This window comes from Burkholderia cepacia, from assembly GCF_001039005.1.
GTDB classification, from domain to species: Bacteria; Pseudomonadota; Gammaproteobacteria; order Burkholderiales; family Burkholderiaceae; genus Burkholderia; species Burkholderia theae.
Window position 1 is genome coordinate 82465 of sequence record NZ_LDWR01000063.1, and the last position, 12684, is coordinate 95148.

Here is a 12684-nt window from a genome sequence, read left to right on the forward strand (position 1 = left end):
AGGATACTGGAGAGTTCAGTCATGAAAGCAGCACTCGATGTCGTGACCTACGGCGAAGCGATGGCGATGTTCGTCGCGACCGAGCCCGGCCATCTCGCGCAGGCGGCGCAATTCGCGAAGCGCATCGCGGGCGCCGACCTGAACGTCGCGATCGGCCTGGCGCGGCTCGGCTTCCGGGTCGGCTGGATGAGCCGCGTCGGCCGCGATTCGTTCGGCGGCTACGTGCTCGACACGCTGGCGCGCGAGGGCATCGACGCGTCATGCGTGACCGTCGATCCGCGTTACCCGACCGGTTTCCAGCTGAAATCGCGCAACGACGACGGCAGTGATCCGACCGTCGAATATTTCCGCAAGGGCTCGGCCGCGAGCCACCTGTCGTGCGACGACTACGTGGCCGACTACGTGCTCGGCGCGCGTCACCTGCACCTGACGGGTGTCGCGCCGGCGATCTCCGCGACCTCCTGCGAGCTCGCGTTCCATCTCGCGCGCGAGATGCGCGCGGCCGGCAAGACGATCTCGTTCGACCCGAACCTGCGCCCGACGCTGTGGCCGTCGGCCGACGTGATGGCGAAGACGCTGAACGCGCTCGCGACGCTCGCCGACTGGGTGCTGCCGGGCCTCGCCGAAGGGCGGCAGCTCACCGGGCACGACACGCCGGCCGACATCGCGGGCTTCTATCTCGCGCAGGGCGCGCGCGGCGTCGTGATCAAGCTCGGCGCGGAAGGCGCGTATTTCCGGACGGCCGACGGCCGTGAAGGCACGGTTGCAGGCGAGCGCGTCGAGCGTGTCGTTGACACGGTCGGCGCCGGCGACGGCTTCGCGGTCGGCGTGGTCAGCGCGCTGCTGGAAGGCCGGAGCATCGAGCAGGCGGTCGCGCGCGGCAACCGGATCGGCGCGCTCGCGATTCAGGTGATCGGCGATTCGGAAGGCTTGCCGACGCGCGATGCACTCGACCGAATCGAAAATGTCAGCAATCGCGCCGATCGCTTAGAGGAAACCGTCACCGCGCAATGAGAGGCCGGACACGGCACAATCCGCGGATTCATTTCGTGCATCGAGCACCGCTTTGCGTGGGGCCGGACGGCAAAGCAGGCGACCGGAGCGGTGCTGATGCACCGCTTCCGGCCGCGAAGCGCTGAAGTGTCAGCCCGGTCAACATAGGAGACATTCTGATGGCAACCAATCTCGCAGCCCGACGCTGGTGGACGATCATGCCGATCGTCTTCATCACGTACAGCCTCGCCTACCTCGACCGCGCGAACTACGGGTTCGCGGCCGCGGCCGGCATCAACCAGGACCTCGGGATCAGCAAGGGCCTGTCGTCGCTGATCGGCGCGCTGTTCTTCCTCGGCTACTTCTTCTTCCAGATTCCCGGCGCGATCTATGCGGAGCGCCGCAGCGTGAAGAAGCTCGTGTTCGTCAGCCTCGTGCTGTGGGGCGGCTGCGCGGCGCTCACGGGCGTGGTCAGCAACATCCCGTCGCTGATGGTGATCCGCTTCCTGCTCGGCGTCGTCGAGGCGGCCGTGATGCCGGCGATGCTGATCTACATCAGCAACTGGTTCACGAAGAACGAGCGCTCGCGCGCGAACACGTTCCTGATCCTCGGCAACCCGGTCACCGTGCTGTGGATGTCGATCGTGTCGGGTTATCTCGTGCACGAATTCGGCTGGCGCCACATGTTCATCGCCGAAGGCGTGCCGGCCATCATCTGGGCCGTGTGCTGGTGGTTCCTCGTGCAGGACAAGCCGGCCGATTCGCCGTGGCTCAACGCGCAGGAAAAGCGCGACCTCGACGCCGCGCTGGTGGCCGAGCAGGCGGCGATCAAGCCCGTGCGCAACTATGCCGAAGCGTTCCGCTCGCCGGCCGTGATCAAGCTGTGTGCGCAGTATTTCTGCTGGAGCATCGGCGTGTACGGCTTCGTGCTGTGGTTGCCGTCGATCGTCAAGAACGGCTCCGATCTCGGCATGGTCGCGACCGGCTGGCTGTCCGCGCTGCCGTATCTCGCGGCGACGATCGCGATGATCGCCGCGTCGTGGGCGTCCGACCGGGTCGGCTCGCGGCGCGGCTTCGTGTGGCCGTTCCTGCTGATCGGCGCGGCCGCGTTCGCCGCGTCGTACGCGCTCGGCTCGTCGCATTTCTGGATCTCGTATGCGCTGCTGGTGGTCGCGGGCGCCGCGATGTACGCGCCGTATGGCCCGTTCTTCGCGATCGTGCCGGAGTTGCTGCCGAAGAACGTCGCCGGCGGCGCGATGGCGCTGATCAACAGCATGGGCGCGCTCGGCTCGTTCGTCGGCTCGTACTTCGTTGGTTACCTGAACGGCGCGACCGGGTCGCCCGTCGCGTCGTATGCGTTCATGAGCGCCGCGCTCGTCGCCGCGGTGATCCTCACGCTGTCCGTCAAACCCCAGGCGCGCGATGCGCATCCGCTCGCGGCGCCGCTGCAAGGAAAATGAAACGATGAAGCCTCGTATCGTCGCGTACAAGCCGCTGCCCGATGACGTACTCGCGTACCTGCGCGAGCATGCGGACGTCGTGCAGGCCGACGGCGCCGACGCGCTCGCGGATGCGCTCGGCAACGCGGACGGCGCGATCGGCGCGAGCCTGAAGGTCACGCCGCAGATGCTCGACCGTGCGCCGCGGCTGAAGGCCTGGTCGACGATCTCGGTCGGCTACGACAATTTCGACGTCGCGGATCTCACGCGGCGCGGCATCGTGCTCGCGCATACGCCGGACGTGCTGACCGAATCGACCGCCGATACGGTGTTTTCGCTGATCCTCGCGTCCGCGCGGCGCGTGGTCGAGCTGGCCGAGTGGGTGAAGGCCGGCCACTGGCACCGCAGCATCGGACCCGACCTGTACGGCACCGACGTGCAGGGCAAGACGCTCGGCATCGTCGGGCTCGGGCGCATCGGCGGCGCGGTCGCGCGCCGCGCGGCGCTCGGCTTCCGGATGCAGGTGCTGTACGCGAACCGGTCCGCGCATGCCGAAGCCGAGGCGCAGTACGGCGCGCGGCGCGTGACGCTCGATGAGTTGCTCGCGCAGTCGGATTTCGTGTGCGTGCAGGTGCCGCTGTCGCCGGAAACGCACCATCTGATCGGCGCGCCGGAATTCGCGAAGATGAAGCGCGGTGCGATCCTGATCAACGCATCGCGCGGGCCGGTCGTCGACGAAGCCGCGCTGATCGACGCGTTGCGCGCGGGCACGATCCGCGGCGCGGGGCTCGACGTGTTCGAGAAGGAGCCGCTGCCGGCGGATTCGCCGTTGCTGCAGATGAAGAACGTCGTCGCGCTGCCGCATATCGGCTCGGCGACCCACGAGACGCGCCACGCGATGGCGCGTTGCGCCGCGGAAAACCTGGTCGGCGCGCTGGCCGGCACGCTGCGCACGAATCTCGTCAATCCGGACGCGCTCGCACGGGCCTGAGCCGCGGCAGGCGACCGGCCGGCGGGGTGCCGGCGCCGTTAGAGTCGATGGTCTTGGTGCCGGAGGGCTGGCTGCGTTATGATCGCCCGCTCGTCGTATCGATGGTCCGGCAACGCTGCCGGCTGCGTTCGGCGACGGGCATCCGCGCCAGGTCCGGTGCGGCCGACTGCTACCAGTGCAAGCGCTGAAGCGCCAACGCTGACCGACAGGAGAGTCCGCCGGGTGGCTTACGTTTCCAACAACAAAGGTCCGTCTGCTCACGAAGCGGCGCGGATCATACGTCGCGAGGCACGACAGTGACCGATTCGCAACCTTCCACGACGCGTCCGGCGACGATCAGCGACGTCGCGCGCGAGGCCGGCACGGGCAAGACCAGCGTTTCGCGCTACCTGAACGGCGAGACGCATGTGCTGTCCATCGATCTGCGCCAGCGGATCGAAGCGGCGATCGCGCGGCTCAACTACCGCCCGAACCAGATGGCGCGCGGGCTCAAGCGTGGCCGCAACCGGCTGCTCGGCATGCTGGCGGCCGACCTGACCAATCCCTACACCGTCGAAGTGCTGCAGGGCGTCGAGGCCGCGTGCCACGCGCTCGGCTACATGCCGCTCATCTGTCACGCGGCGAACGAAGTCGAGATGGAGCGCCGCTTCCTGCAGCTGCTCACGACCTACCGCGTCGAAGGGCTGATCGTCAACGCGCTCGGCGCCGACGAGGACGTGCTGCGCCCGTTGCGCGGAGCCGGCATCCCGGCCGTGCTCGTCGACCGGACCGTCGAGGGTTTCGAGGCCGACCTGATCGGCCTCGACAACGCGGACGCAATCGAGATGGCGCTCGCGCACCTGGTCGAACACGGTTTCGACGCGATCCATTTCGTCGTGCAGCCGTTCGAGCGCGTCAGCTCGCGGCGCGTGCGCGAGGCCGCGTTCCGCGCGGCGCTGGATGCGCGCGGGCTGACGGTGCCATCGACGATCGTGCTCGACCTGAACGAACCCGACGCCGTCGCCGCGGCGCTCGCCGACGTCGATACCCGGATCGACGACGCGGCACGGCGCGGCGTGCGCGCCGCACTGTTCGCCGCGAACGCGCCGGTCGCGCTGGCGATCGCGCGCCACCTGCGCGCGCGGTTCGGCGCCGCGTGGCAGCAGAAGGCAGCGCTGCTGTCGATCGACGATCCGGAATGGGCCGAGCTGATCGGCATCACGACGATCCGTCAGCCGACCTACGAAATCGGCTACAAGGCCGTCGAATTCGTGCACGAGCGGATCGACGGCGCAGCGGGCGACGTGCGCGTCGCGATGCTGCCGGGCGAGTTGATAACGCGCGCGTCGACCGCAAGCTGAGTATCATTCGGGCACGCAGCGCGCCAGGTGCGCTGCCCCGAACAAGGAATTACATGATTGTCGCTCCCGTCACGCTGGCGGTGCTGATCGCCGCCACGCTGATCATCGCGCTGCTGCCGCTCGTCCTCTACCGACTCCTGCGCAAGCCGCTTGCGCTCAATCGTCGCGACACGATCGTCGGCGTCGCCGTCTTCACGCTGTTTGCGATGATCCTCGAACGTGCGTTCCACGGGCTCGTGCTGAGCCAGACCCCGGCGGGTGGCTGGCTGACGCAGCCGCTCGCGTTCGTCGCGTACAGCGCGCTCGCGACCGCCGTGTTCGAGGAAGTCGGCCGTTATCTCGGGATGCGCTTCCTGAGCCGGCGTTACGGCGCGTCGGTCGGCGACGGTCGTGCGATCGGCTACGGGATCGGTCACGGCGGCGCCGAAGCGTGGTTCGTCGGCGTGCTCGTGTGGGGCCAATGGTCGTATCTCGCGTGGCTGGCGAGCCGCGGCCAGCTCGAGACGCAACTGTCCGACCTGCCGGGCGATACCGTCGTGCGGCTGCACGTGATGCTGGCAACACTGTCGGCGCAGTCGATGCTGCTGTTGCTGCTCGAGCGCTGCGCGGCATTCGTGCTGCAGCTTGCGCTGTCGGTGCTGGTATGGCGCGGCGTGCGCGCCGGCCGCGCGGGCGTGTTGCCGCTCGCGATCGTGCTGCATGCACTCGCGGCGGCGCCGGCGCTGCTGTACCAGGTGCGTGTGCTGCCGGCCGCATGGGTCGAGGGCGCGTATTTCGTGCTGGCCGCGATCCTGGTCGTCGTGATGGTCAAGACGTGCCGGCCGTCGCGTACGGCTGCCTGACGGGAGAGACGGGATGGACGACTATCTGATCGAATGCCAGAGCGCGGAATTCGACGCGCTCGCGCGCGTGATCTGCGATCTCTTTCCGGAGCAGACGCGCTTCGCCGAAAGCAGCGACGAGCGCGGGCGGTTCCTGTCCGTGCACTGGCTCGCGATGCGTTTCGGCGCGACGCCGAAGCGGATGACGCTCGATATCCGCGTCGTGCCGGCCGCGCTCGCGCGTTATCTCGCGCTCAAGCCGATGCAGCGTGCGCGCAGCCACGCGGTGCTGCATGCGTATACGGAAGCGATGCTCGGGTCGCTCGAGGAGCGACACGCGGCCGGTGAGGCCGTCGAGCGCAACGCGGAACTCGAACTGGACGAAGACTTTGCGTGAGCGTTCGCGCCGGCGCCATGCCGGCGCGCGGCATTACGCGTCGCGGTAGACCTGCGCGAAGCGCTGCGCCTGCACGACGCCGTAGTCGCCGGGCGCGTACTGCATCACCCAGTCGCCGGCGACGCCGCGCAGCGTGTCGCCGTTTTCGGAGCGGGCGATCGTAAACGGCTCGTCCATCCGGCGGGCGAGCACGACGGCCGGCCGGTTCCGGTATGCGCCCGGTGCGCCGTGCGCGAGTGCCGGATCGGCAGGCAGGTATTTGGCGTCGAAACGCGCGCGCGACACGACCCAGCGGTCGCCGGTCGAGCCCGTGATCAGCGCGTCGCCCGCGGCATAGCGGTTCGGGCCTTCGAGGCTCATCAGTTCGCCGTCGGCGTCCGCGAATGAAACCGCGACGGTTTCGTCCTTGACGACTTGACGGGCCTGCGGGTCGTTACGCAGATCGATGTGCTTGAGTTCGAGCATGGCGAGGAAGTGCGGGAAAAGCCGGGAGCTTATCCCGAATTCGGCGCGCCGTGTGACGCGCCGATCGCCTGTAGCGGGCACGGCGCCGCTCGGCCCGGACGGCCAGCGCGGCGCCGGCGGGGAGGGCGTCAGGGCTGGGCGGGTGCGCTTGCGGCTTGCGCGGCTGCCGCCTTGCCGTCCTTGCCCTTCGCCTTGCCCTTGCCGCGGTGCTCGCCGCCGTGATTCAGCCAGCTGCGGAACGTCGTGTCGGCCAGCGCTTTCTGCTCGGCCGGGAAGCTCTCGTAGAGCGGCGCGAAGGCGTCGGCGAGCTTCTTCGCGCCGTCGGCGTTCGCCTGCGACAGTTCCGCATACTGCTTCATGTCGTCGAGCGCCGATACGTCGTGCTTGGCCATCCGGTCACGATAGAGGCGGCCCATCGTGTCGCCGTTGTCGCGCATCGTGTCGGCGAATGTCTTCCATTGCGGTTCCTGCGCCGACGTGATCTTCAACTGGTCGTGCAGATACTTGATGCGCTGCTCGACGCGGGCTTCGTGGCGTGCGGCGCGCTGCTCGGCGCTCGGGGCCGAAGCCGCGGGTGCCATGGCCGGGGCGGCCGCTTGCGGCTGCGCCGGGGTTTGCGCGAATGCACTGGCTGCAACGACGAGCGTAGCGAGGGTGAGCGAGATTTTCTTCATGGTTGGCTCTCCGGGGTGGTGTCTTGCGAGCGGGCGCGGCGGCAACTGCCGCAAGCGCAACTCTCGCGTCGCCTGCTATTAGTAGCACGTTGCGTGCGGCGCGGCAGTGAATGCGACACTTGCTTACATCCGATACGAATCGAAATTGAAAGGTTCGTATCGGCGCCGGGCAATGCCGTTTGGGCATGCCGGCGTTCGGCGCTATCATCGCGTCACCTTTCACTCAGCCGGCGCGTCGCGCACCGGCCCAGCCTCATGCGTCCACCCCGCCTCGATCAACTCGACGATCTCGACCGGCAACTCGTCGCGCTGCTGCAAGCCGATGCGCGCGCAAGCGTCGCGGATCTCGCGCGCCAGCTCGACGTCGCGCGCACGACGGTCGTTGCACGCATCGCGCGGCTCGAACGCACCGACGTGATCGCCGGCTACAGCGTCCGGCTCGGGCAGGACGTGCTCGATGCGAGCATCTACGCGTATGTCGGCATCATCCTCACGCCGAAGTTCGGCAAGGACGTGTTGCGCAAGCTCGACCGGATGCCCGAAGTGCAGCTGCTGTGCGCGGTGAGCGGCGAGTACGACTACGTCGCGTGGCTGCGCGCCGATTCGCCCGAACGGCTCAACGACCTGCTCGACCAGATCGGCACGCTCGAAGGCGTCGAGCGCACGACGACGTCGATCATTCTGTCGCGCAAGATCGATCGCGGGACGATCGGCGGCTGACGCTCAAGTCCCGCGTGCGCCGCGCGCATCGGTCCGGCTATCGGTCGGGCTGCACCGCGCCAGATGGCCGCGCGAGCGGAATCCGCACCGATACGCGCAACCCGCGCGATTCCCGTTCGTCCGCATACGCGAGCGTGATGCCGGCACCCATCCGGTCCGCGAGGATCTTCACGATCGACAGGCCGAGCCCGGAGCCGATCTGCACGTTGCCGGGCACCCGATAGAACGGATCGAACACGCGCTCGCGTTCGTTCGGCGCGATGCCCGGCCCGGTGTCGGAGACCGTCACGCACGCGTGCGTGTCGGTCCGTTGCGTCGACAGGTCCACGCGTCCGCCGGACGGCGTATAGCGGATCGCGTTGTCGACCAGATTCATCACCAGCGACGTGAGTTCGAGCTCGTCGACGGGTACGCGGGTGTCCGGGCCGTCCTCGACGCCGATGTCGAGCGACTTCGCGTCGGCCAGCGGCATCAGGTCTTCCAGCACGCGGCGATAGATCGCATGGACCGATACGGCGCCGGGCGGCGCGGCCGGCGCGCTTTGCGCACGCGCGAGTGCAAGGAGTTGTCCGATCAGGTGGCGGCTGCGTTCGAGCCCGCCGCGCAGCGCGGCGAGTCGCGCACGCGCATCGTCGGGCAGGTCGGTGTCGGCCAGGCGTTCGGCCTGCAGCGACATCGCTGTCAGCGGCGAGCGCAACTCGTGCGCGGCGTCGGCGACGAAACGACGCTGCGCGTCGACCGATTGCGCGACGCGCGCCAGCATCCGGTTGATCGCGACGACGAACGGCCGCACCTCGACCGGCACGCGATCGGCCGGCACCGGGCGCAGGTCATGCTCGTCGCGCGCGTCGATGCCGGCGGACAGCGCGGCCACCGGGCGCAGCAGCTTGCGCACGAGATCGGCGACGAGCAGCAGCAGGATCGGCACGAGGAGCAGCAGCGGCAGCGCGGTGCGCCACGCGCTTTCGCGCGCGACGTCGTCGCGCATGCCGGCGTTCTGCGCGACCGCGATGCGTTCGCCGTTCGCGAACGTACGGACCATCACGCGATACTCGTTGCCGCCGGCCTCGACCGTATGCAGTCCGTCGGCGAGCGTCGGCGGTAACGCAAGCGGCGGCGCGCCGTCGGTGCCCGGCTGCGGCGTGCCGCCGAGCGGCTGCACGATCACGCGCGACAGTTCGTCGCTTTCGCGCGCGGGCCCGGCGCCGCCGGCGTGTGGCGACGGCGCGCGCTGGTGGTCGAGCAGCGTCGCGACCTCGCGCAGCACGTCGTCCTGCAATTCGTGCGCTTCGTCGAATGCCGATGAAAACGCGAACGCGGCCGCGGCCGTTGCGACGACCAGGATCACGGCCGACAGCACGACCGACAGCCGGAACCCGATCGACTCGCTCAGGCGCTTCTTGAAACCATCCATCCCACACCCCTGACGTTCTTGATCACGGTGCTGCCCAGCTTGCGGCGCAGCGAATGGATCAGGAATTCGACCGCGTTGCTTTCGACTTCCTCGCCCCAGCCGTACAGGCGATCCTCGAGTTCGCGCCGCGACAGGATCGCGCCGGGGCGCACCAGCAGCGCGCGCAGCAACGAGAACTCGCGATTCGACAGCGGGACCGGCGCGTGCCCGTCGACGGCGGCTTCGCGCGTCGCCGGATCGAGTGACACGATGCCGTTGCTCAGCAGCGGCGCGGCCGAACCGGCACGACGCCGGATCGCGACGCGAATCCGCGCGAGCAGTTCGGCCATTTCGAACGGCTTCACGATGTAGTCGTCGGCGCCGCCGTCGAGGCCGCGCAGGCGGTCGTCGAGCCCGTCACGCGCGGTGACGATGAGCAGCGGCGCGCTGGCGTCCTTCGCGCGTATGCCGGCCAGCACGTCGAGCCCGTCGCGGCCGGGCAGGCCGAGGTCGAGCAGGATCAGGTCGTAGGGCTGGGCCGCGAACGCGGTCAACGCGTGGACGCCGTCGGTGACCCAGTCGGTGGCGTACGACGCGTCTTTCAGCGCGGCATGGACTGCCTCGCCGATCATCGGGTCGTCTTCGACGAGCAGTATTCGCATACGTATTCTCCGTGCCGCGCAAACGCCGCCAGCGTATGCGATTCCCGGGCGCGCGTCACGTACCGCGCGCCCGGCGCAACGGTTATTTGCCGCTGAACCGGTCGAAGGCCGCGAGCAGGTTCTTCATCGCGGCCGCCGAATCGGCCTGGGTCGGATGATCGGCGCGCAGCGCGCTGAGCGCGCGGTCGATCTCCTGGTCGACCATGTGCCAGTCGGCGGCGGCGCGCGGCTTGAGGCCGGCCTCGGCCGCGTCCCACGCGATCTCGAGATCCTTGATGCGCGTCTTCGCACCGGGCAGGTCGCCCTTGCCGACGAGCGTATTGACGTCGGCGGCGATCGTGCGGAACTGCGACAGGTCGCCGAGCTTCGACGCGTGGCCTGCCGCGGACGACGCCGCGGCCGACGCCGGCACCGAGGTCGATGCGTTCGCATCCTGCTGCTTCGAACAGCCGGCGGCGGCGCTCAGCAGGGCTATCGTGGCCGTGGCAACGGCGAGACGGGAAACGGAGTAACGGAGGTGCATGGGGTGTCCTCGATGCGATGAACGGAAAGGAAAGGGTGTCATTCGGCGGCGCCGGCACGCGTGTGCGGGCCGCTGCCGAATTGCGCGACGGCGACGAGCAGCACGATCACGGTCAGGAACAGCAGGCTCGTCCACGCGGCGCCGAAGCCGAGCCCGCCGTATGCGCGGGCCTGCGTGAGCAGGTCGCCGAGCGAGGCACCGAACGGGCGCGTCAGGATGTACGCGATCCAGAACGCCAGGACCGCATTGACGCCGAGCCGCCACATCACGAACACGGCCGCGATCAACCCGCCGAAGATCAGCGCGCCGAGCGTGAAGCCGAGCCCGAGCGCCTCGGTCGCGAGATCGCCGGCGGCGGTGCCGAGCGCGAACGTGCAGAGGATCGCGGCCCAGTAGAACAGCTCGCGCCGCGGCGTGACGATCGTGTCGATCGACAGCGTGCCTTCGATGCGATGCCACACGAAGAAGATCGCGGCGAGCACGACGGCAAACGCGGCGGTGCTCGCATACAGGCTGACGTTGAGGCCGTCGGTGAGCAGGTCGGTGATCTGCGTGCCGACGATGCTGACCAGCACCACCGTGAGCCAGTAGATCCACGGCACGTAGCGGCGCGTGCGCAACTGCAGCCACAGCGCGATCGCGAGCAGCGACGCCATCGCGATGCGCGTGAAGGTCTGGCCGAGGCCCGCGTTGACCGCGAGAAAGTCCGCGCCGGTTTCGCCGACCGTGGTCGACATGATCTTGATGATCCAGAACGACAGCGCGACGTCGGGCACCTTGTTCAGCCAGTGCGACGCGCGATTGACGGGCAGGGATTGCATGCGATGCCTCCTTGGGGAGCGGGTGGTCGGCATGCAGTCTGAAACGGGAGACTTAGGCCAGCCATAGCGAGGCCGACAGCGGGCGAAAAGGCATCGTTTCGACATTTCGACGAAATGTATCGTCGTAACGTCGAAATTATCGGTCGTTTCGCATCACTCTTCGTCTTGGAACTGATTTTGCGCGTCTCTACACTGTGTTCATGGCTCAACGCCGTCCACAACACCAAACCCATCATCAGGAGATAAGCGCATGAAAATCGCCATCGTCGGCGCAGGTCTGATCGGCCACACCATTGCTCACATGCTGCGCGAAACGGGCGACTACGAAGTCGTCGCGTTCGACCGCGATGCGGATGCGCTCGCGAAGCTGTCGCGCGAAGGCATCGCGACGCAACGGGTCGATTCGGCCGACGCGAACGCGATTCGCGAAGCAGTGAAGGGCTTCGATGCGCTCGTCAACGCGCTGCCTTATTACCTCGCGGTCAACGTTGCCGCCGCCGCGAAGGCTGCCGGCGTCCATTATTTCGACCTGACCGAAGACGTGCGTGCGACCCACGCGATCCGCGAACTGGCCGACGGCTCCGACCGTGCGTTCATGCCGCAGTGCGGCCTCGCGCCGGGCTTCATCGGCATCGCCGCGCATGAACTGGTGAACGGCTTCAGCGAAGTTCGCGACGTGAAGATGCGCGTCGGCGCGCTGCCCGAGTATCCGACCAACGCGTTGAAGTACAACCTGACGTGGAGCGTCGACGGCCTGATCAACGAATACTGCCAGCCGTGCGAAGCGATCCGCGACGGCCGCAAGCAGTGGGTGCAGCCGCTCGAAGGCCTCGAGCACTTCTCGCTCGACGGCACCGAATACGAAGCGTTCAACACGTCGGGCGGCCTCGGCACGCTGTGCGAGACGCTGTCGGGCAAGGTCGAGACGCTCGACTACAAGTCGGTGCGCTACCCGGGCCACCGCGAACTCGTCCAGTTCCTGCTCGAGGACCTGCGCCTGTCGACCGACCGCGACACGCTGAAGTCGATCATGCGCCGCGCGGTGCCGTCGACGAAGCAGGACGTCGTGCTCGTGTTCGTCACGGTGACGGGCGTGAAGGATGGTCAGCTCGTGCAGGACGTGTTCACGCGCAAGATCTTCGCGAAGGACGTGTGCGGGATGCACATGAGCGCGATCCAGATCACGACGGCCGGCGCGATGTGCGCGGTGCTGGATCTGTTCCGCGAGAAGAAGCTGCCGCAGAGCGGTTTCATCCCGCAGGAAAAGGTATCGCTGAAGGCGTTCCTGTCGAACCGCTTCGGCAAGCTGTACGAAGGCGGTACGATGGAGCGCGTGCACGCGGTGGCCTGACCACCCGCCTCAGGCACGAGGGCCGTACGACGCCGGGAGCGCAGCAGCGCTTCCGGCGTTGTTTTTTGTGGGAGCGGGAAGGGTGTCGGTGCCG

At 68.1% G+C, this 12684-nt stretch carries 14 protein-coding genes; 8 read left to right on the forward strand and 6 right to left on the reverse strand.

Annotated features, from left to right (window positions below; translation table 11 throughout):
• Positions 1-21 precede the first annotated feature (21 nt).
• The 6 genes from VL15_RS32615 to VL15_RS32640 all read left to right on the forward strand — a co-directional run bounded on the left by VL15_RS32615 (position 22) and on the right by VL15_RS32640 (position 5981).
• On the forward strand, positions 22-1014 hold the full coding sequence (locus VL15_RS32615; RefSeq protein WP_048250952.1) for a sugar kinase: 993 nt from the start codon (positions 22-24) through the stop codon (positions 1012-1014).
• Between the two features lie 158 nt (positions 1015-1172).
• A complete protein-coding gene (locus VL15_RS32620) occupies positions 1173-2453 on the forward strand; it encodes an MFS transporter (protein ID WP_048250953.1) in 1281 nt (426 codons plus the stop codon).
• Between the two features lie 4 nt (positions 2454-2457).
• Complete coding sequence (locus tag VL15_RS32625) at positions 2458-3423, forward strand: NAD(P)-dependent oxidoreductase (RefSeq protein WP_048250988.1); 966 nt, start codon at positions 2458-2460, stop codon at positions 3421-3423.
• 296 nt (positions 3424-3719) lie between these two features.
• On the forward strand, positions 3720-4763 hold the full coding sequence (locus VL15_RS32630) for a LacI family DNA-binding transcriptional regulator (protein ID WP_048250954.1): 1044 nt from the start codon (positions 3720-3722) through the stop codon (positions 4761-4763).
• Positions 4764-4816: 53 nt separating this feature from the next.
• Complete coding sequence (locus VL15_RS32635; protein WP_048250955.1) at positions 4817-5605, forward strand: YhfC family intramembrane metalloprotease; 789 nt, start codon at positions 4817-4819, stop codon at positions 5603-5605.
• 13 nt (positions 5606-5618) lie between these two features.
• The gene (locus VL15_RS32640; protein ID WP_048250956.1) at positions 5619-5981 is read left to right on the forward strand and encodes a DUF3022 domain-containing protein; all 363 of its coding nucleotides are present in this window, start codon (positions 5619-5621) and stop codon (positions 5979-5981) included.
• 33 nt (positions 5982-6014) lie between these two features.
• On the opposite strand, the gene VL15_RS32645 is transcribed toward VL15_RS32640, so the two are convergent.
• Both VL15_RS32645 and VL15_RS32650 read right to left on the reverse strand, forming a co-directional pair.
• A complete protein-coding gene (locus VL15_RS32645; protein ID WP_048250957.1) occupies positions 6015-6446 on the reverse strand; it encodes a PGDYG domain-containing protein in 432 nt (143 codons plus the stop codon).
• A gap of 128 nt (positions 6447-6574) precedes the next feature.
• Positions 6575-7120: a Spy/CpxP family protein refolding chaperone gene (locus VL15_RS32650; RefSeq protein ID WP_048250958.1), complete on the reverse strand. Its 546-nt coding sequence runs from the start codon at positions 7118-7120 to the stop codon at positions 6575-6577.
• 255 nt (positions 7121-7375) lie between these two features.
• On the opposite strand from VL15_RS32650, the gene VL15_RS32655 reads away from it, so the two are divergent.
• Entirely contained in the window at positions 7376-7840 is a 465-nt protein-coding gene (locus tag VL15_RS32655) for an Lrp/AsnC family transcriptional regulator (protein WP_048250959.1), read from the forward strand.
• Positions 7841-7877: 37 nt separating this feature from the next.
• Here the strand turns inward: VL15_RS32655 and VL15_RS32660 are convergent, their stop codons facing one another.
• The 4 genes from VL15_RS32660 to VL15_RS32675 all read right to left on the reverse strand — a co-directional run bounded on the left by VL15_RS32660 (position 7878) and on the right by VL15_RS32675 (position 11239).
• The gene (locus VL15_RS32660; protein WP_048250960.1) at positions 7878-9254 is read right to left on the reverse strand and encodes a sensor histidine kinase; all 1377 of its coding nucleotides are present in this window, start codon (positions 9252-9254) and stop codon (positions 7878-7880) included.
• Complete coding sequence (locus VL15_RS32665; RefSeq protein ID WP_048250961.1) at positions 9230-9895, reverse strand: response regulator transcription factor; 666 nt, start codon at positions 9893-9895, stop codon at positions 9230-9232. The genes VL15_RS32660 and VL15_RS32665 overlap by 25 nt, the downstream gene beginning before the upstream one ends.
• 82 nt (positions 9896-9977) lie before the next feature.
• The gene (locus tag VL15_RS32670) at positions 9978-10418 is read right to left on the reverse strand and encodes a hypothetical protein (protein ID WP_048250962.1); all 441 of its coding nucleotides are present in this window, start codon (positions 10416-10418) and stop codon (positions 9978-9980) included.
• 38 nt (positions 10419-10456) lie between these two features.
• Positions 10457-11239, reverse strand: a complete 783-nt coding sequence (locus VL15_RS32675; protein ID WP_048250963.1) for a membrane protein — start codon at positions 11237-11239, stop codon at positions 10457-10459.
• Positions 11240-11489: 250 nt separating this feature from the next.
• Here VL15_RS32675 and VL15_RS32680 point away from each other — a divergent pair, with 250 nt between their 5' ends.
• A complete protein-coding gene (locus tag VL15_RS32680; RefSeq protein ID WP_034181371.1) occupies positions 11490-12590 on the forward strand; it encodes a saccharopine dehydrogenase family protein in 1101 nt (366 codons plus the stop codon).
• Positions 12591-12684 lie beyond the last annotated feature (94 nt).